Genomic DNA, 19942 nt, shown 5'->3' on the forward strand with positions numbered 1-19942 from the left:
CCGTCAAGGTACGCCTATCTCCTCCGTTTACACGGTCGTGATCCATTTCTCGCTATGCAATTGCAGCATGACTCTTTCATTGTCCGTTCATTGCGCTCTGCCGATCCCGGACCTCATCCTTCTTAGAATAGGCGTCGTATCCGCTGCAGCCATCGATACTTTGCCGCCGCTGCCGAATCCGATCACGGCCCGCCAACTGCCAAGCAGACCGCGCTCGATCAAATCTTGTTCGTTCACTTCCACCTTCTCGTCGGCATGATGGGCAACATAAAGCGCGTCGGCGGGACAATGGGCTTCGCACATAAAGCAGGTCTGGCAGTCCTCCTGCCTGGCAATGACCGGCAAGCCTGAATCATCGCTGTCGAAGACGTTCGTTGGACATACTTTCACGCATAACCCGCATTGAATGCAGCGGTCCTCGCTCACCAGCTCGATCATACGGATTGCCGCTCCTTTACGATGACCGGCGGGATATGACGGCCTTGATGCCCGGGAACTTGCTCCGCGCGAAACGTGATGGTATCGGTCCCGGACAATAACAACCGGTGATTCAACCGGTCGTCCAGCTCAGGGTATTCCTGCATCGTATGCATCCCCCTTGTTTCCTTTCTAAGCAGAGCGGCGGTATACATCCATCTGGCATTCGCGACCAGCGCGGCTGCTTCCCGGGACTGCACGCGATTGGTCGCGGTAGGCCCGACTTCTCCTTGCACGAGCGGCCATAGTAGATTCAGCCTCTCCAAGGACGCCTTCAACACCGGCTCGCTCCGGAAGTAATTAATGCGAAGCGGAAACATCTCCCGCTGCACGCGCTCAATCACCTCGCGAACCGGAATTTCGACGGTTGCGGATGCGGTATGGGCAAGTCCATGCCTGCCTGCAGCCTGCAGATTGCGCTGTCGCGCTTCCTTGGCTTGCTCCAGCGCGTATTCCGCTGCCCCTTGGCCCGACCAGGTTCCCGACGCAATCGCCCACGAAGCGTTATAGGCGCCTCCGCCGGAGCGCGCTCCCGCCGTCTTCTCCCGCGAAGCCGCATCGCCGGCGGCATACAGACCTTGAACCGTCGTCGAACAATCCTCGCCCGTAATCCGAATGCCTCCGGTTCCGCGAATCGTCCCCTCGTATCTCATCGCAATCGGGAACTTCTGGGTGAAGGGGTCGATGCCCGCACGATCGAACGGGACGAACCACAGGGGCGTGGAAGCTCTCAGAATATCCCTTTTCTCTTGCGTGTCGGCCTGGGTAAGCATGGCGTACACCGGACCCTTGTCGAGCTGCACCGCAAAAAAATGGTCTCCGCGCGGGCCGCCCTCGTGAATGATCCGACCCTCCTCGTCGTAGAAGGACGCGAATCCCAGCAGACGGTTGCGCGTAATCGTGCCGAACGCTGCCGTGGTCGCGTACTGCCGGCTGAACTCCATGCCTGACATCTCCACGCCAAGCTCGGCTGCCATTAACTGTCCGTCGCCGGTCTGAACATTGCAGCCCAGCCCTTTGCTAAGGAACGCGCAGCCGCCGGTCGCGATAATGACTGCGTTTGCCCGCACTTCCCAGGAACGGCCGTTCAGCCGGTTGACGCCGCGAGCTCCTCCTACACCGTGCTCGTCGGCAAGCAGCTCCAGCGCCGGGTGTTGATCCAGAATTCGAACGCCGGCTCTCCGAACAACCCTCCGCATTAACTCCATGTACTCCGGCCCTTGCATATGCGCCTTGTATAAGTTGCCGTTATCGTCCAGCGGGAAACGATAGCCCCACTTCTCCACCAGCTGTATATTGATATACGCCTGCTCCATCAATCGATAGATCCATGGCCCCTCGGAGAGAAAACCGCCCGATGCAAGCCGCTCTTCCACCGCCTGCTCCCGCTTTCTCTCGTCCGGCTCCACGTACAGGAAGTTCGTGCCGCCTGGCGCCGTCGCACCGCTCGTTCCCAGATATCCCTTGTCCGCCAGAATCGTTTTGGCGCCGTGCGAAGCCGCGCTCCATGCCGCCCATGCGCCTGCAGGACCGCCGCCGATAACCAGCACGTCGGCGGTTAACGTCTCTCCTTCGCGGCCGCTCACTTCCTTCTCGTTCCGCCGACCTGCGATTTGGGAACATCGAATCTGCTGCGCTCCGTCCGGTCGATCTGGACGATTTGTCCGTCATGCACCGTTATTTGCACCACGCCGTAAGCAAGACCTTGCACTTGCTCCAATATTTTTTTCAACCACTCATCCGTCACTTCTACTGAACGTCCCATCCACGTTCTCCCCTCTCGCATTGGAATTAATCGATTAGTCCATCCGTCTTCACCGGAAGGATGCTGTCGGCCAAGGGACGCCTTCCGTTCGGTTTCTCCTGCTCGCGAAAGGCATCGTCCAGGCTGCCCGCTTCCCCCTTGTAACCAAGCGCGATTACCGCATGCAGCGCAAGATCATCAGACGTCTGCAACGTCTCTCTGGCGATATCGTGATCAAACCCTCCGATGGCTCTGGTAGACAATCCCAGCAATCTGGCCTGAAAGGCCAGCGTAGCCCATGCCGCGCCGGCGTCAAAGGCATGTGCGCCGTTCGGATCTCCGTTGTCCCGGACCTTGACGGATGCAAGCAGCAGCAATACGGGCGCCTTTGTAGCCCACTGACGGTTGCGCGGCTTCAGGAACTTGTCGAATGCGGCATGCTCCTCGGCCGTCCGGGCTACATAAAATCGCCAAGGCTGTACATTGCCGGAAGAAGGCGCCCAGCGGGCAGCTTCAAGCACCGTGAACAGCACTTCGTCGCTAATAGAGCGATCCTCGTACGATCGCGGAGACCAGCGGTTAAGAATAAGCGGATGTACCGGATGATCGGGCCGGCGCGCCTCGGCGACCTCGGCGTTATAGGCAAGTTCGGATAATGATGCGTAACCTTCCAATGGGTTGGCGGATATACTCATGCTTCACTCTTCCTCTCGATTATATGGAATGATAAATAACAAGCGGCTCTACCCCGTAGTCGGAGATCCGACATCGGAGATGCCGGCAGCCCTGATCGGCCTGGCCGGCAAAATTCGATTAATGAACGGCGTCTTGTCGACGGCAGCCAGCTTCGTCCTGCCCGGTCCCCAGCCAATCGTCGCCCGCCAGCTTCCCAGTATGCCGTCGGCGGCAAGCCCCTCTTCGTCCACGGGAACCGCCTCGTCCGCATACGGCGACACATACAGGGCGTCCACCGGACAGTAGGCTTCGCAGATAAAGCAGGTCTGGCAATCCTCCTGCCGCTTTATGACAGGCGCATGATCCGTCTTGTCGAATACGTTCGTCGGGCATACTTTAACGCAAATGTTGCAGCCGATGCATCGTTCGGCGCTTACTAGCTCAATCATCCGATTCCCGCCTTTCTCTCCGACGGCTCGCTCGACGACGCCGGCCTTGCCGCCGTCAGGAATGATCGGTCTCTTTTTACTTCAATATGCTCCAGACCCGAGACTAGCAGCCTGTGATGTTGATGAGGGTCCAGCTCCGGATATTCCTTCAACAAATGAAGACCGCCTCCCCTCGTTTCCTTCCGCGCCAATCCCGCCGTATAAATCCATCTGGCCGTCGCCGCCATTGCCGCCGCTTCCCTCGCATGAACCCGCTCATGAACATCGCCGGGCGCCTGCCCGTTCACATGTTTCCATAAACCGTCCAGCTTCTGCAGCGCCGCGGTCAATCCCGTCTCGGTGCGGAAATAATTGATTTCCAGCGGCAGCACTTGATCCTGGATCGCCTTGACGAACTCCCTCGTTGCGACAGGCTCGGCTCCCGATGATGCTTTATTGGAGGAAGCACCAAGCCCGTATCGCCCTGCGGCTCGCAATTCGCGGCCCGCAGCGGTCTCCCGATGAGATAAGGCATGCTTGGCCGCGCCCTCTCCAGCCCATGTGCCGGAGCAGATCGCCCAAGAAGCGTTAAAGGCTCCGCCCCCGGAGGCCGCGCCGGTTATTCGCTCTCTCGTGGCGGCATCGCCGGCTGCATACAAGCCCGCGACGGTCGTGCCGCAATCGTCGGTAACGATGCGGAGGCCTCCCGTCCCTCGAACCGTCCCTTCATAACGAAGCGTGAGCGGGAACGGCTGAGTAAATGCATCGATTCCCGCTCTATCGTAAGGAAGGAAGAAGATAGTGTGCGACGAGCGTAAGATGGCTTGCTTTTCTGGCGTATCCGCCTTGTTCATGATGGCATATACCGGCCCCTGGAGGAGCCGCTTCGCCAGGAAATCCCCGTCCCGCTGCCCTTGCAGTTCATTGCCGTATTCATCGTAATACGTCGCCCAGCTAAGCAGACGCGAACGCGTATTGGAGCTGAAGGCCGGCGCCGGCGCGTATCTTCGCGAGAACTCCATGCCGGACAATTCCGCTCCGACTTCCGCGCCCATCAAATATCCGTCGCCGGTCAGCACGTTGCAGCCTAATCCTTTGCTTAAGAAGGCACAACCTCCCGTAGCGATAACGACCGCGTTAGCCCTTATTTCCCAATCCTTGCCGTCCTGACGAAGCACGCCTCTCGCGCCGCCCACGCCATGATCGTCTACCAGCAGCTCCAGCGCCGGCGCATGATCCAATACTTTGACGCCGGCCTTCTTGACCACCTTGCGCATAAGCGCCATATATTCCGGTCCCTGCAAGTGATTGCGCTGGGGAACGCCATCTTCATCCCTGACGAACGGATATCCCCACTTCTCGACCAGCTCCAGATTGATGTACACCTGATCCAGTACTCTATGAATCCAGGCAGCCTCGGACAAATATCCGCCGGACTTCATTCGTTGCTGCACAGCTTGCTCCCGCAGTTCCTCATCCGGAGGCAGATAAAGCAGATTGGTCCCGCCCGGTGCGGTCGCTCCGCTGGATCCGAGATAACCTTTGTCGACCAGCGCCACCTTGGCGCCTTGCGATGCCGCGCTCCATGCCGCCCAAGCGCCAGCCGGCCCCCCTCCGATCACAAGCACATCCGTTGTCAGCTTCAAAGCCGTTTCCCCGCTCATTGCAACGCCTCCATGTTCGTGTTGTCGCAGCGTTCGTCGCTGCGTTATGGCCTTGTTTTCTCCCAAGCTTCAATGATCCGATTGCTCTCCTCCTCCGCGCCCCGCAGAGCGGAATTGACATCCTTGCCATTAAGCGCGATCTCCTCCGCAGCCTGGCTTAGCACCTCCCCGAGTTGATTATCCAAAGGATGCGGCGGATTGTTGGGTTTGGCCTCCAGTTTAAACACATTCTCGATCTTTTTGCCCTGCAAAACGGAGACATCCGCGCCAAATTCCTTCTCCAGCTCAGGATTGACGATAGAAGGCACGCGGCCATTGCGCGCGACCAGCCTTTGCGTCTCGTCCGACAAAATATTGGCGATAACAAGAAATGCATCGTCCAGATGTTTGCTCTGATTGGACAAAATGACGGAATGAATGCTTCCGCCGACCTTGTTGTCGCCAAAATGCGGGGCAGGCGCGATGTCCCAATCCAGATCGATGCCCTCCGCCTTAAGCTCCTCCAGCGGTCCGACCATGTTCGCTAGAAACGCGGGCCTGATCGCAAGCCGGCGGTCCTGCATGAAAGTAACGCGGTCGTAGCCGATCTCGTTGTTCGATCCGATGAAGCCCGGAATTTCATACTGTTTCTTCAGCAGCTCGTAGATCCCGTTCCATTCCTCGCTCGCGAGCGTCGATTTTCCAGTAGCGGAATCGACATTGCCGATGTCCAGGCTTCTCACGATATTGCCGGGTCCGCCAAGATCAACGCCCACATACTGTACTCCGTTATCCTGAATCGTCAGCTTTCGCCCAAGCTCCAGCCATTGTTCCCAGGTTTGCGGTTCGTCGGAGGGGTACGGTATATTGAACTTATCGAATATCTCCTTGTTGTAGTACGTAATCAACAGATTGAAGGAGAGCGGGATGGCGATCAGCTTGCCCTCCTGCGTAAAGCCTCTGATCGATTCCAGAATGGCCGGCTTGATGCGGGTTGTGTCGACATTATGTTTCGCGATCAGCTCATCCAGATCCTGAATAATGCCGATATCAAGGAAACGGTAGTACGAGGGTCCGCTGCTTGTATAGATAATGTCCGGCACTTGTCCCATGGACAACAAATCCTCCGGCGTCGTATCGGCTTCCGTCTTGATTCTCTCTAGCGTAATATGCGGATATTTAGCCTTGGTCGGCTCGACGATCAGTTTATTGAACTCCGTATCCGTAATCGTGTTCCCATAGTTCCAGAACGTAATCGTCACGGGCTCCTTGCGGGTCTGCTCCCCGACCTGCCCTTTCGCACCCCCGCCGTTCCCCGTCGTTTCCCCGGATGGAGGCGTCGACTCAGCGGCGTTTCGCGTAATGCTCGTATTGCCCGTTCCTCCGCAAGCCGCCAGCATCACCATCATGATCGCTAGCAGCAGCGCCAAACCTCTTCGTTTCTTCATCCTCCAGCCTCCTCGTCCAGTCGTAGCCGCGCTCCCGCACAGCATATCAAATAAAAAAAGATGCACGCCGCACGGCTTCCCGTCCCTCTTCGAACCTAGGGGCAGAATGCTATGCAAGCATACATCTCCATTTGTATGGTCAATGCCATCGATATAACCTATAAAGCCAATTGATTTACTTTGAATTATATAAAACCAATCTTAGCACCCTCGAAAGAAACTGTCAACAGGTGAAAATACACGGATGAAAATGCCGATTCTCGAAGATTCGCCGCGCTATTCCCAATGAATAAACGAACTTAATCAACGCAGTTTGAGGATGATGCTTGCATGTGCTTCTTAACAGCTGAAGATCGTTATCCACAGTCCGGTATGTCGCATAATTTACTAAACAAGGCAAAAAAAATCCCGCTGCACGCGCCGCAGCAGGATTCCCTAAGCCGTTCTCAAGCCGGTTCGATATCGCACACTTGCCGTTCTCATACTGTTCTTACGCCATTTCGATATTACACTCTTGCGCCGTTCTAATATCGTTCTTATGCCGTTTTTTTGCCGCCAGCGCCCGACACGCGTTCTAACTCGGATACGAGCGTATCCAGCTTGGCGTATTCGTCGACCATCTCGTTAATTTTGGCATGCTGCGTCTCCATACTCGCCTGCACCTCTTGAACGGACGCCATGTTCTGCTGCGTCGTGGCTGCGATGCTGTCGAGCTCCTCCGCCAGAGAACCGTAACGAAGATGCAGGCCGCTCGTGCTGTCGCCTACCTGAAGCGCCTGCTCCTTGGCTAACCTGGCGTTATCGTTAATGGTGCCGAACGTATCAAGCGCGCCTCTCGCCGCCGCATCGCCCCGCACCACTGCTTCCTGCCCGCGTTCTACATGGCCATACACATCATTAATGCCTGTGCGGATCGTCGTCAAAATTGCGCCGATCTCCTCGGCGGAGCGGCGGGAATGATCCGCCAGCTTCCGCACCTCGCCGGATACGACCGCGAAGCCCCGGCCATGCTCGCCGGCGCGCGCCGCTTCAATCGCGGCGTTCAACGCAAGCAGGTTCGTTTGCTCGGATATGTCCCGGATCGTATCGACGATATCGGTCACTCGATCGTTCTGCTCCTGAAGCGTGCCCATCTTGTCGACCGTGCTCATAATCATGACGCGAAGCCCTTCCATCTCGAAGGACAGAGCTTCCAGCTGCGCCTTGTTGCGCTCCGCCAGCTCCGCATTGGAATCCGAATATCCGCGAAGCAGATTCGCTCCGTCCAGCAATCGTTGGATGGCCTGCTCGATTTCTTGAGCGGATTCGTTAATGGACAAGACGCTGCCCGTCTGCTTTTCGATCGCTGCCGCCATCTCGACGAAGGTGCCTGTTACTTCGCGGGAGATAACGCCTGTGGAGATCACATGCCCTTGCTGGCCGGCGCTGAACGATGTCAGCATCCCAATGGATCCGCGCAGCTGCGACAATACGCCTTCCGCCAGCTCCTTCGACGCCAAGGCTTCGCTTTGGCGGGCGCCGACTTCGCGCTGCAGCTTCTGGCTGTAATGCGCGGCTACGGACAAGCCGGCCGTGGCAAACGCCAGGTACAGGAACAACAGCACAAGCGAATCCGAAGGGAATAAACGCTCCTGGAAAAATGGATCCGCGAACAGATATGACGAAAGCGCAGCGCCCAATACCCCGGTTACGATGATAGGGCGATAATCCGAATAAAGAGCGATGATCGCCATATTGACGTAGACGAGAAAGTAGGTGCTGACAATGGGGTTAGGATCCATCAGAATCAGCATCGCTACGATAATCGTCAAATTGCAAGGCATGATGTACTTAACGAGGCCGCTGCCGACTTCCCGATACGTCATGAACGTTACGACGGTGCCAAGCGCGGCGCCAACGCCCGCCAGAAGCAGGATCATGTCGGCGCCAAGACCAATCATGATATCCGTCAAAATGCCTAACAGAAGCATGCCCCAATATATTTTGACCAAAAGTCTATTGCGCTTGTCCAGTTCCGATAGCTGCTTCATGAGCCTGCTTTCACCTCTATTGTTGTATTCATAACTTCGGGATTAGACAGCCACTCGTAGCGTTGTTTGTTTAGATACATTTCCGACATGTCAAACAAGACGGGCACGACATAATCCCCTTTGTAGAACAGTCTTTCTCCCAGACGCTCGACCGGTACTTTGAACGAGATCTTGAGCGCGCGAAGAAATACAGGCTCCAGCAGGGAAACAAAGTAGTCCATTTCATGCTGTTCGGCGCTGTACACGGCGGAGGACAATATCCAGGGCAGCATGTTACCTTTGCCGCGGTATGAGCCTAATATGGCAATCTTGTCGATCTCCGCGACACGTCCCTCCGAAGCGATCACTTTGGGATGATCCCGGAAAGGGGCGATTTCGTTAATGGGACTGCTATCCCTGTCGTACGGCTTAATCTCCGAGGTGCCAACGCAGTAGCCTTCTTCATTCATCACAACGAACCGATCCAGGACATGGTCCGCGAATTCAAGTTCATATCCCTTTTCCCGCCAAACCGTCGTCCAAATGCCGTTAAACATGGCCAATTCCAGCTCATTCTCCACACGTTTAATCATCGATACGATACGTTCTCCTTATCCAATTATATTGATCTCTATTTGGAATGATATGTATATCGTATCGGATTACTTAACAAAAATCATTAGTTCCAAAGCATGGTTTACAAAAATTTCAAATTATCCACCATCCTCGTTATCCCCCGAAAAGCCGCATGAGCAAAATGCCTGCGAGCGACATAAAGATGCCTGCGAGCTCCGTTTTGCTAAACCTCTCCTTAACGACGAATCTAGTATAGAGCAGCACAAGCGGCACGTTTAGAGCGACGACCGCAGAAACAAGACCCGCTTTGCCGAGATCGAACGCGGGCACGATCAGCAGCATGCCGGCCGTATTCGTCAGGCCGACCGCAAGTCCGGTCACGAAAGTGCGTCGGATGCTCCAGCCCGCAACAGCCCGGTTAGCGGTAGATGCCGCTGCCTGCTGCCCATCCGCTGCCTCGACGGAGGCAACCGCCGCCGGCGTTGGCATCGACGAAGACACCGTCGCCACAGAATCGGAAGCTCCGCTGGATGGGGATGACAGCGCCCTGCCGGCAGTCTCGGAGGCTGCAGCTTGAGCACGGGCGTGCATCATGGCCGCTTCCCGGCGGAGATCCGCCAGCCACCACAGGCCGAAGCAGAGCATCCCCGTCGAGAACATAAAGAACAACGTCGGCATGAGATCGGCTCCCAACAGCGTCGACCATTTGCCCGAAAGATCGTTGCACGCGAACAGCAGCATAGCCAACAGTCCCCACTGGGCTCCCTGCAGATTGCGTAGCGACAGCTCATTAGAGTATCGGACAAGCAACACGCCTCCCACGATAACGGCAAAGGCCGCAAGCTGGGCTCCGTTAATCCGTTCATCCCAAAGCAAGTAGGCGGCAAGGACAACGACGACCGACGGCAGAGCGGTAAGAATCGCGACGAGCGATGCCTTGCCGACGGCAAAACCTTTGAACATGCTGGCGTTCGCCCCGAAGGAGAACAATCCCATCTGAATGCCGACCAGCGTGCTGACCGTCCAGTCCGCGGACGTCGCCAATGCGCCTCCAAGATTGATGATGGCCCCGATGGCGAATACGCCGCACAGCATCAAATTCCGATTGACCGGCTTTTGGCTGGTCCAATGATAGAGAATCCCTCGCAATCCGAATGCAATGGCGGCAAGCAGAGATAATGTAAGCCACATCATGATGTAATAAAGCTCCTTCCTTGATTTCACAATAATATTCGCTGCTGGATCGACATCCCCGTAAATGCGAGTTCAAAAAGTTCGGTTTTCAGCAGCTGCGGTATGAGACGAGACTTCATCCCTCGTCCTGAGAAACGCTGGCATGCAATTGCCGGTAAGCTTGGGGAGTGAGACCTTCTGCCGTCCGGAACTGCTTTATGAAATAACTGGCTTGGCCGTAACCGCATCGCTCTCCCACTTCTCCGACCGGAAGCTCGGTCGTCGCTAGAAGCAGCTTCGCGCGTACCATGCTGCTTTCCGTCAGGAACACATTAGGCGTCCTTCCTGTCGCGAGCCGGAACAGCCTCAGGAAATGATATCGGCTATAGCCTGCCAGAGCCGCCATCTCGCCAAGGCTCCAGCTCTCCTCGCAGCGGTCGCGAATCCCGTCGGCGGCCACCCGGATGGCGTCGCGCTTCCGAAGCTGGGATGGAGCCTCCAGCCGCTCCGTCTGAACCGCAAGCAGCGACAGCGTCTCGTAGAGCAGCGCGGACAACGCCGGCTCGTCTGCGAGCGTTATTTTGCGGCCCAGCCCGTACATGCGCTCCGACAACTCGACGAACCGTTCCCGCGCCGAGAAGGAGAACAGCCACATACCGTATTCATCCGCTTCCCTGAGCAAAGGCAGCGGCAACCCGGCCGCGAAGTGGATCCACCGGATATCCCAGGGCTCAGAAGGATGAGCGGCATATCGCTGATACGCCTCCTTGCCGTACAGGAAGCCATCCCCCGCCCCCAACTCGATCCGTTCTCCCGTCTCAAGCACAAAGGAGCCGCGCCCGCCGAGCACAAGATGCAGATTGTACTCCTTGAGCGCTCCTCGCTCTCTGTGCTCGGCGTGCTCCGGTATGCCGGCATATCTGCCGAACATATCCGGATAACAAGCATAATGCAGGTATGATGGTTTCGGCACAATATAATGCTGCCTCACCTTCTGCCCTCCCTCTCCGCGATACTGGAAAAATGCGCAATTTTCTCATATGAAAAGCAATATGTTGTCATATACCGTTCATGATCAATAAACTTAAAATTAACATGAGACGTAGAATACCGCAATATCCTCATATTTTTCCCGCAGGGAGGTTCTTATTGATGAGCAAGCTTACCCCACTGGACCAACTTAAGCTAGGCGTCTGCTACTATCCAGAACATTGGCCGGAGCAGCTCTGGGAAGACGATTACCGCAGGATGCGCGAGCTTGGCATATCCGTCGTACGCGTAGGCGAATTCGCCTGGTCGATCTTCGAGCCTGAGGAAGGCGTCTTCTCCTTCGATCTGTTCGACCGCGCGCTTGACCTCGCCCATAAGCACGGCTTGAAGATTATACTCGGAACGCCTACGGCGACGCCGCCTGCCTGGCTTACGCAGCGTTATCCCGAGGTGCTCAACGCAACCTTTGACGGCGTGACCATCCAGCACGGGCTGCGCCGCCACTATAACTATAGCAGCACGAAATACCGCGAGTTATGCGCAATCATTACGCGTACGATGGCGGAACATTACAAGGATCATCCCGCGCTCATCGGCTGGCAGATCGACAACGAGTTCAACTGCGAGACCAGCGAATTTTATGCCGATGCGGATCATGCCGCATTTCGTCAATGGCTAAAAAAGAAATACGGCACGCTCGACGCGCTTAACGCAGCCTGGGGCACCGTCTTCTGGAGCCAGACCTACTCCGACTGGGAGCAAGTCCATCTGCCCCGCCAGACAACGGGAGGCAAGCAGCCGAATCCGCATCTTGCGCTTGACGAGAAACGATTTATTTCCGATAACACAATCTCCTTCGCGGCCGTGCAAGGCAATATTCTGCGCGAAGTTGCGCCGAATCACTGGATTACGACCAACGGACTGTTCGGCCATCTCGACAACCATCGCATGACCGACGAGCTGCTGGACTTCTTCAGCTACGATTCCTATCCGCAGTTCTCGACCATCTATTACGACGAGAAGGAGGAGAACCGGCTTGCCGACCGGGGCTGGAGCCAGTCGCTTGGCGCAGTCCGCTCCATCTCGCGGAACTTCTGCATCATGGAACAGCAGGCAGGTCCGGGAGGCTGGGTGAACAAGATGGACATGCCGTCGCCCAAGCCGGGCCAGATGCGGTTATGGACCTACCAATCGATCGCACACGGAGCGAACATGGTCGTCTATTTCCGCTGGAGGACGGCAACGTTCGGCCAGGAAATCTACTGGCACGGCCTTAACGATTATCATAACCGGGAAAATCGCCGCATTCGCGAAGCGCGGCAGATCGGCGGCGAGCTGACCGCCTTCGGCGAGCGCGTTGCCGGCACGACCTATGCGGCAGAAGTCGCGATCGTGCGCGATTACGACAACGAGTGGGACGGCGAATACGATGTCTGGCACGGAACTTTCCGCTGGAAGAGCAACACGGAATGGTTCAAGGCGATGACGCGCCGCCATATTCCCAGCGATATTCTCTTTATGCGGGCGACGACTTCAATCGAAGACTTGCGTCAATACCGCATGCTCGTTTACACGCATCCTGCCATCATGACCGACGAAACGGCCGCGCTGCTGGAGCAGTACGTTAACGAGGGCGGCATTGTCGTCTTTGGCTGCCGGACCGGCTACAAGGACATGCGCGGTCACTGCTATATGCGTCCGTTCCCTGGCGCCGCGGCCAATCTGTGCGGCATCTCCATCGAGGAATTTACGATGGTAAAGGGATCGCGCGCTCCGATGTTTATGGCTTGGAGCAAAGCCGGCATGTCCGGAGAACCGGTCGTCACAGCCGCGAACGCGTTCAACGACGTTCTGTTGCCGGAGTCGGAGAACGTGCAGGTGATGGCAACGTACACGAGCGAGCATTACGCCGGCAAACCTGCCGTGACTCGCCATTCGTTCGGCAGCGGCGAAGCCTGGTATTACGGCGCCGTATTCGATGAAGCCGCGGCCGCTCTCGTCCTGGATGCCGCAGGCATCTCATCGCCCGTGAGCGACTGGCTAGAGCTTCCGCCGCAGGTGGAGCTTTCCATCCGGCAAGACGAGAGAGGCCCTCTTTACTTCCTGCTCAACTACGGCGAGGAGCCTGCCGCCATCGCGGTTAAAGGGCTCAAACGCGACCTCATTAGCGGCTCCGAATTGCATGGCGATGCCGTGATCGAGCCGTTTGGCGTCATGATCCTGGAGTAGCGGCAGGCACAGCGCACCTCACATAGACAAGGGACTGTCCTGACGGGACGGTCCCACTTCTACTTTCCCGACTATATGCATCGGATTATATTTAAATATACATTGACGCGGCAGCCGACTGCCCTTAAAATGTAACATGGCGTAGAAGTTTTAGCCCCACAATCATTCGAAAGAAGGTTACGCATTCATGCTTCGCTTCAAAACATATGCGATCTGCGTATATCTCGTCTTGATCTATTGGATTTCACTCCATATTCCACATATGAATGCCTTGTTCTTTCCGACGCTGGGCGCGTTCAGTCTTTTGTTCATCTCCCGACCATTCGGCAAAGCCGAGGTTGGAAGAATCGCCTTGGGGGCTGTCTCCGCTTCGCTCGTCGGTTCCCTGCTGGGCTATTGGAGTGCCGGAGCGCTCTCCCTGCTGGCTACGCTGTTGATCGTCCTTGCGCTTATCAACATCTTTAAATGGAACGCCCCGCCCATTCTTGCCGTGGCGCTTATTCCTTACTTCACCCAGCCGCCGGTCTTTTGGGCCATCCCCTTGTCCGTGTGCGGAGCGCTTGCAGGCTTACTGTTGACTTTATCCGTCGCCGACTATTGCGAACAGCTTATCGTGGAGTCCCGCTGGCTTGGCGCCAAGCAGTCCAAAACCGAGTCCGACACGGCGGCCTAAGATTTGTAGTAACTCTCGATCAGCTTGTCCATGACGACGTTCGTGCGAATGCCGCTCGTCCCGTCGCTAGGGCTGGCCGGGCCTCCTCGCAGCTCATCAACGATCATTCCAATAAGACCCTGCTGTATATGCGGCGGTTTCTCGAAAGTGAACTGCTCGCTGCCTTCCGCCGTCTCCAGCGTAATGATCTCGTTGCCGAAGGTGTCGAACAAAATGCTCCCCTTCTCGCCGACGATCTCGTTTACGTCGACAGGTTTGTACGCGCTGAAGCACCAGACTCCGACGCCGCGCACGCCCGACTGAAATTCGAAGCTGCCCGTCACGATATCCTCCGCCTCGTACAACCCCGCTTGATTACCCGCTCCCCCTGCCGCCTCGGCGATAGGACCAAGCAAATAATCCATTATATCCAGCGTATGGCTGGCCAAATCGACGAACAAACCGCCTCCGGATTCCTCGGGGTTAAGCCGCCAAGGCAGCTGCTCTCCCTCATTTACTCTGGCAGGCTGGTATTGCTTCATGGAGACGAAGCAGACACGGCCGATAGCCCCACTATCCAGCAGCTCCTTGATTTTGCGGAAATAATCCAGCCCTCTCCTATAATAAGCCACAAATAGCGGTACGCCCGCTTCGCGGCATGCGTCAATCATTGCCTTGCATTCCGCCGAGCTGCGCGCCATCGGCTTCTCTACATAAACAGGCTTGCCTGCCGCCGCGCATTGCAGCACGTATTCCATATGAGAAGAAGGAGGCGTGGCTACGTAAACCGCGTCCACCTCGGGATCGTTAATTAGATCATCCGCATTGTCATACCACTTGGGCACGCCATGCCTTGCCGCATAGTCCGCCGCGAGCTCGCCGTTGCGCCGCATGACCGCCGCTAGCTCGGAGCCCTCCGTCTTCTGGAAGCCCGGACCGCTCTTTACCTCCGTCACATTGCCGCACCCGATGATCCCCCATCTTACTTTATCAAGCATTGCCGCACACTGCCCCTCTCGATTACAACGTTAGAATTTTTCTAATAGAATACTCATTCGCTGTCTCTTCCCTTTTCCCTTCTTATCGGTCTCCAGACGGAGGAGAAAAAGGTTCCTTGGACGGTTTAGCAGCCTTCCTGTTCCTTATACAATCAGAATAGATGTGGGGTTCAGGCGACGCCTGACACAATACCTGAAGGAGTGATATTGCGATGCCCGTATTGGAAGTTTCGCATTTAAAGAAGTCGTTCGGCGCCGTGCATGCCGTCGAAGACATCAGCTTTACAGTGGAAGCCGGCGAAATATTTACGATCATCGGCCCTAACGGCGCCGGCAAAACGACAACTTTGGAGATGATCGAAGGTCTACTCCCTCCGGATGAAGGCGACATCGCGTTCGGCGCGATGAAGTGGTCGCGCAACGAAGAAGCGATCAAAAATGACATAGGCGTGCAACCGCAGTCCAGCGCTCTGTTCGATCTGCTCACCGTGGAGGAAAATCTGAAGCTGTTCGCCACCTTTTACGACAAATCCCGGCCGGTCGCGGACATTTTGGAGATGATTAACCTGACGGAACATAAAAACAGACATGTTAAGAAGCTTTCCGGCGGACAAAAGCAACGGCTGGCGATCGGTCTCGCGATGGTCAATGATCCGGACATTATTTTCCTGGACGAACCGACAACGGGTCTAGACCCGCAGGCCAGACGCAATATTTGGGATATTATTCTGAGACTGAAGCAACTAGGCAAAACAACGATTTTGACGACGCACTACATGGAGGAAGCGGAGAAGCTCAGCGACCGGGTGTGCATCGTGGATCAAGGCAAGGTGGTGACACTCGACACGCCGAGCGCCCTGATCGACCGACTCACGAAGGAACGCGAGGTGCGTCTGTCTTTTCTGGACGGCGAAAAAGCCGCCATCGAGACGGAAGCGATCGTGCAGCGGCATCCTGCCGTTGTTCGTACGGTGCGGGAAGGTGCCGCGCTTCAGATATGGACGACCCAGCCGGAGGATACGCTGTATGAGCTGTTCGGCTATACGAAGGATTGTGGTTATCGAGTCGAACAGATTTCGATCCGAGAGCTAAGCCTCGAGGATGTATTCATCGCCTTCACGGGCAAGGAATGGAGGGACTAAGCATGGCGGCCAAGCAATTCGGTGCAATGTTCGGAGCGCATCTCAAGATGATGTTCCGCGAGAAGCAGGTGTGGTTCTGGAGCGTATTTTTTCCCGTTATTTTAATGGTGTTGTTTATGATTATTTTCGGCGGAGGGGGCGGCAGCTCGGAGTTCAAGGCGAAGATCGCCGTCGTCGACGCGTCGCCGAACGTTTCCTCCGGCATGCTTCTGGAGCAGATCAAGTCTATTCCGATTTTCGAGCTAACGGAAGGGGAGCCTGTAACGCTGGAAGCGGGCCAGACGCTGGTCGAGGAGAAGGAGATCGACGCGTTGATCGTCTTGCCGGAGGTGGAAGGGACATCCGAGGTTGGACTCATCGTCAACCGCGAGAACGAAGGCGGCGCCACCACGCAAGCCATCTCGAGCATCATGAGCAACTTCGTCCAGCAAGCTAATTTAGCAATTGCGGGCGTCCCTCCGACTTATACGCTGGAGCTAGAATCCATCACGACCGCATCCGAAGATACGAGCTACTCCGACTTCCTGTTGACCGGCATGATCGGGTTGTCCATTGCGCAAGGCGGCTTGTTCGGCATGGGCGATCTCGTCGATATGCGCAAGCGCGGACTGCTCAAGCGGCTTCGCATGACTCCCGCTCGCATGGGGTTGTTCGGACTATCCAGCATGCTGGTTCGTCTTATGCTCGGCATCATACAAATCACGATTCTCGCGCTTGTCGGCGTCTACGGCTTCGGCGCCACGCTGCATATTAACTTGCTGAGCCTGTCCGTGGCGTTTTTCGCCGGCGCTCTCGTCTTCAACGCAATGGGCTACTTGTTCTCCTCCTTCAGCAAAACGATGGAAGCGTACATGGGCATGGCCAACATTACCAGCATGCTGATGATGTTCCTGAGCGGCATCTTCTTCCCGGTCGCCAACTTGCCGGAATGGCTGCAGGTTGTGCCGAAGGTGCTGCCGCTGTCCTACTTCGTCGAAGGCATGCGGGACGGCCTGATTTATGCGGAAGGCATCGCCTCGTCCAGCTTCTGGATAGGCATGTCGATTATGGCGGCTTGGGGCATTGTCTGCTTCCTGATCGCCTCGCGGCTGTACAAATCGCAATCGATCGCGGCAACCAGGTAAACTGAAAAGGGCAGTCCCGAGTCTTTGGTGACTTAAGGGACTGCCCTTTCTTGCTATGACTACGATTTCATCTTTTTAACTCTTTCAATGATTTCCGATATGGCGCTCATGCTGACCGGCTTGCTGATATAAGCATCCATACCTTCGGATAGATATTTTTCGCTGTCTCCTTTGATTGCGTGGGCCGTAACCGCCACAATATAGGGACTTTTCTTGCCGTGTGTCATTTCATTGATTATCTTAGTGGCCGTCAATCCATCCATCGAGGGCATTTGAATATCCATAAAAATGATATCGTAAGGATAATGTTTAACAGCTTCCACCGTTTCATTTCCGTTTTGTACGATAGTCGTTTTGTGTCCGAGTTTCTCTATCATCTTTTTTAACACAAGTTGATTCACTTCATTGTCTTCTGCGATTAGAATTTTCAAGGACGGTTCGGCTGCATGATCGACAACGTCAACTTGTTGGAGCCACATATCATTTTGTGACGAGTCGGAAATATTGAATTGGGCCCGAAAGTTGGCTGTAAACAAAAATGTTGATCCTGGTTGATCTTTGGAAGCTTCATGCCAGATTTGACCGTCCATGAGCTCAACAAGCTTTTTGCAGATCGCTAATCCTAAACCCGTTCCCACCGTTTTCCTGGTCATAAAATGATCCGCTTGATAAAAGGGTTCAAATAAATGAGCGACCTGTTCCTTCGAAACGCCAATACCTGTATCCCGGATCGCAAATTGAAGGCGTACCGTCCCCTGCTCCCGCGACACGGTATCAACGACGATCGAAATCGAACCTTCAGGCGTAAATTTTATGGCATTGCTAAGTAAATTAATAAGAACTTGTCTTAACTTCGTACTATCTCCATAAACCATGTTAGGAACCTTAGGGCAGACGGATGTAGTAATCTCCAAATTTTTCTCAAGAGCCTTGGACATGACGATATAAAGCGTTTCCGATAATATCGTTCTCACGTTCAAAGGTTCTTCGATTAATTCGGTCTTGCCGGATTCAATTTTGGAGAAATCCAAAATATCGTTGATAATGGCAAGTAGCGTATCGCCGCTTTTTTTAATAATGTGTACATATTCAAGCTGCTCTTCATCCAGCTTCGTTTCCAAGAGCACATCCGTCATGCCGATAACTCCGTTCATGGGCGTACGGATTTCATGACTCATCATGGCAAGAAACTCGCTTTTGGCTTTATTCGTTTTTTCAGCGGCTTCCTTCTCGATGATCAGCTTCTTTTGTTCTGTCATGTCTTTCGCTATGAGGTAAAAGCCCATGGTATGAGTCTGGATAATGATTGGAGCGAGCGTCACCAGCACTTCAACGGAACGACCATCCTTGTGATCGATGAAAGTGATGTCTTTTTCAACTTTTTCGATTTCTTCATGATCGTTTAAAGCCAGAAGCAAACTGGATAATTTTTTTTCGCCAATTAATATGGACATTTTTTTGCCGATTAACTCTTCGATGAGATATCCGGTCATCTGCTGCACCATATTATTGCCATTCATAATGATGCCGTCTAATCCAAAAGAAATAATCGCATCGTGATTGTATTTTTTTAACGACGTGTATCGTTCGATGCTTTCCTGCAGCTTTAGTTCCGCCAGCTTGTTTTTGGTTACGTCGATAAATTGGGTAATGTAATACAAAGGTTTCCCGTCATGATCACGGACTAATGAAACATGTACGGAGGTCCAAACGATGTTTCCATTTTTATTAAAATACCGATTTTCCAATTCAAATGACGGAATGGCGCCATCCAATAATTCGATTAATAAATCGCTGCTGTTGCCGCTATCATCAGGATGTCGGATATCATCTATGGTAAAGGACTTAAATTCTTCTTCTTCGTAGCCGAAAATTCTGCAAACCGCAAGATTAACATTCATCCATTTTCGATCCAGAGAAATTAAAGCGATCCCAATGGGAGCATTTGTATAAATATGTTCGAATAAAACCTGGGAATTAAATACCTTTATATCCTGCATCCACGCATCCCTCCATTTGAAATAACGCGTTAGCAGCCTCATGTTTTCACCTTGGCAGCTAATCCTATATTAACATAGTTTAAGCTGCCAATTTAATTTAGCTGGCACAAACACTCGATTCTTCAACATTGCTATAAGTTAAAAAACGCATGAAGTCCACGCTCAAACGCGAGCAATGGTCTTCATGCGTCCAGGACCGGAGCCATAAGAGGCCGGCAAACCGCTGGTTATTCGTGCCGCAGATGCTGCAGCGTCAAGACGAACAACTGCTCGACATGATCGTCGTCGAGCGAATAAAACACCGTCTTGCCTACCTTGCGCCGCTTGACGAAGCGCATATTGCGCAGCAGCCGCAGCTGGTGCGAGACGGCGGATTGCCCCATCTCCAGCACTTGCGTCAGATCGTGTACGCACAGCTCGGATTGCAGCAGCGCATGAATAATTTTTACGCGCGTCGGATCGCCGAGCGCCTTAAACAAGTCTGCCAATTCCGACGCCGACGTATCGTCGACCAGCTTGGCCTTAACTTCAGTAATATCCGCTTCCGTGCCGGCGCATGTATCGTCGCATGCAGCCGTTGACGTTACATTGTCCATTCGGGCATCCCACCATATCGTTCTTCGATTATGCCCCA

Annotated in this window: 18 protein-coding genes; 4 read left to right on the forward strand and 14 right to left on the reverse strand. The window is 54.6% G+C overall.

The genetic code is table 11. The features are described 5' to 3' along the window. Positions 1 to 87 precede the first annotated feature (87 nt). The 11 genes from H7F31_RS27800 to H7F31_RS27850 all read right to left on the reverse strand — a co-directional run bounded on the left by H7F31_RS27800 (position 88) and on the right by H7F31_RS27850 (position 11164). On the reverse strand, positions 88 to 438 hold the full coding sequence (locus tag H7F31_RS27800) for a 4Fe-4S dicluster domain-containing protein (protein ID WP_187101441.1): 351 nt from the start codon (positions 436 to 438) through the stop codon (positions 88 to 90). Then, positions 435 to 2063: an FAD-dependent oxidoreductase gene (locus tag H7F31_RS27805; protein ID WP_187101442.1), complete on the reverse strand. Its 1629-nt coding sequence runs from the start codon at positions 2061 to 2063 to the stop codon at positions 435 to 437. The genes H7F31_RS27800 and H7F31_RS27805 overlap by 4 nt, the downstream gene beginning before the upstream one ends. After that, on the reverse strand, positions 2060 to 2242 hold the full coding sequence (locus H7F31_RS27810) for a YezD family protein (protein WP_087566059.1): 183 nt from the start codon (positions 2240 to 2242) through the stop codon (positions 2060 to 2062). The genes H7F31_RS27805 and H7F31_RS27810 overlap by 4 nt, the downstream gene beginning before the upstream one ends. Positions 2243 to 2268: 26 nt before the next feature. After that, a complete protein-coding gene (locus H7F31_RS27815) occupies positions 2269 to 2916 on the reverse strand; it encodes a nitroreductase family protein (protein ID WP_087566058.1) in 648 nt (215 codons plus the stop codon). Between the two features lie 48 nt (positions 2917 to 2964). Further along, entirely contained in the window at positions 2965 to 3345 is a 381-nt protein-coding gene (locus H7F31_RS27820) for a 4Fe-4S dicluster domain-containing protein (RefSeq protein ID WP_087566057.1), read from the reverse strand. After that, a complete protein-coding gene (locus tag H7F31_RS27825) occupies positions 3342 to 4988 on the reverse strand; it encodes an FAD-dependent oxidoreductase (protein ID WP_187101443.1) in 1647 nt (548 codons plus the stop codon). The genes H7F31_RS27820 and H7F31_RS27825 overlap by 4 nt, the downstream gene beginning before the upstream one ends. Positions 4989 to 5032: 44 nt before the next feature. Further along, the gene (locus H7F31_RS27830) at positions 5033 to 6415 is read right to left on the reverse strand and encodes an ABC transporter substrate-binding protein (RefSeq protein WP_187101444.1); all 1383 of its coding nucleotides are present in this window, start codon (positions 6413 to 6415) and stop codon (positions 5033 to 5035) included. A gap of 536 nt (positions 6416 to 6951) precedes the next feature. Then, complete coding sequence (locus tag H7F31_RS27835) at positions 6952 to 8445, reverse strand: methyl-accepting chemotaxis protein (protein WP_187101445.1); 1494 nt, start codon at positions 8443 to 8445, stop codon at positions 6952 to 6954. After that, complete coding sequence (locus tag H7F31_RS27840) at positions 8442 to 9017, reverse strand: hypothetical protein (RefSeq protein WP_187101446.1); 576 nt, start codon at positions 9015 to 9017, stop codon at positions 8442 to 8444. Before H7F31_RS27840 ends, H7F31_RS27835 begins: the two co-directional genes overlap by 4 nt. 136 nt (positions 9018 to 9153) lie before the next feature. Further along, the gene (locus H7F31_RS27845; RefSeq protein ID WP_315970530.1) at positions 9154 to 10194 is read right to left on the reverse strand and encodes an EamA family transporter; all 1041 of its coding nucleotides are present in this window, start codon (positions 10192 to 10194) and stop codon (positions 9154 to 9156) included. 115 nt (positions 10195 to 10309) lie between these two features. Continuing rightward, the gene (locus H7F31_RS27850; RefSeq protein WP_187101447.1) at positions 10310 to 11164 is read right to left on the reverse strand and encodes an AraC family transcriptional regulator; all 855 of its coding nucleotides are present in this window, start codon (positions 11162 to 11164) and stop codon (positions 10310 to 10312) included. A 161-nt stretch (positions 11165 to 11325) separates the two neighbouring features. Here H7F31_RS27850 and H7F31_RS27855 point away from each other — a divergent pair, with 161 nt between their 5' ends. Together H7F31_RS27855 and H7F31_RS27860 are read left to right on the forward strand one after the other, a co-directional pair. Further along, positions 11326 to 13392 (forward strand): beta-galactosidase, encoded by a 2067-nt coding sequence (locus H7F31_RS27855; RefSeq protein WP_187101448.1) that lies wholly within the window; start codon positions 11326 to 11328, stop codon positions 13390 to 13392. A 187-nt stretch (positions 13393 to 13579) separates the two neighbouring features. Beyond that, positions 13580 to 14065, forward strand: a complete 486-nt coding sequence (locus H7F31_RS27860) for a hypothetical protein (RefSeq protein ID WP_187101449.1) — start codon at positions 13580 to 13582, stop codon at positions 14063 to 14065. Here the strand turns inward: H7F31_RS27860 and H7F31_RS27865 are convergent. After that, positions 14062 to 15042, reverse strand: coding sequence for a Gfo/Idh/MocA family protein (locus tag H7F31_RS27865; RefSeq protein WP_187101450.1), 981 nt, complete (start codon positions 15040 to 15042; stop codon positions 14062 to 14064). The genes H7F31_RS27860 and H7F31_RS27865 overlap by 4 nt on opposite strands. Positions 15043 to 15254: 212 nt before the next feature. Between H7F31_RS27865 and H7F31_RS27870 the strand changes: the two genes are divergently transcribed. Then, positions 15255 to 16184 carry an ABC transporter ATP-binding protein gene (locus H7F31_RS27870; protein WP_187101451.1) on the forward strand — a complete coding sequence of 310 codons (930 nt, stop codon included), beginning with the start codon at positions 15255 to 15257 and terminating at the stop codon, positions 16182 to 16184. A 2-nt stretch (positions 16185 to 16186) separates the two neighbouring features. Beyond that, positions 16187 to 17308: an ABC transporter permease gene (locus tag H7F31_RS27875; RefSeq protein ID WP_261800159.1), complete on the forward strand. Its 1122-nt coding sequence runs from the start codon at positions 16187 to 16189 to the stop codon at positions 17306 to 17308. Positions 17309 to 17367: 59 nt separating this feature from the next. Here the strand turns inward: H7F31_RS27875 and H7F31_RS27880 are convergent, their stop codons facing one another. After that, positions 17368 to 19308 (reverse strand): PAS domain S-box protein, encoded by a 1941-nt coding sequence (locus tag H7F31_RS27880; RefSeq protein WP_187101452.1) that lies wholly within the window; start codon positions 19306 to 19308, stop codon positions 17368 to 17370. A gap of 227 nt (positions 19309 to 19535) precedes the next feature. Beyond that, a complete protein-coding gene (locus tag H7F31_RS27885) occupies positions 19536 to 19904 on the reverse strand; it encodes an ArsR/SmtB family transcription factor (protein ID WP_187101453.1) in 369 nt (122 codons plus the stop codon). Positions 19905 to 19942 lie beyond the last annotated feature (38 nt).

It is taken from the genome of Paenibacillus sp. PAMC21692 (assembly GCF_014303795.1).
Lineage (GTDB): Bacteria > Bacillota > Bacilli > Paenibacillales > Paenibacillaceae > Pristimantibacillus > Pristimantibacillus agaridevorans.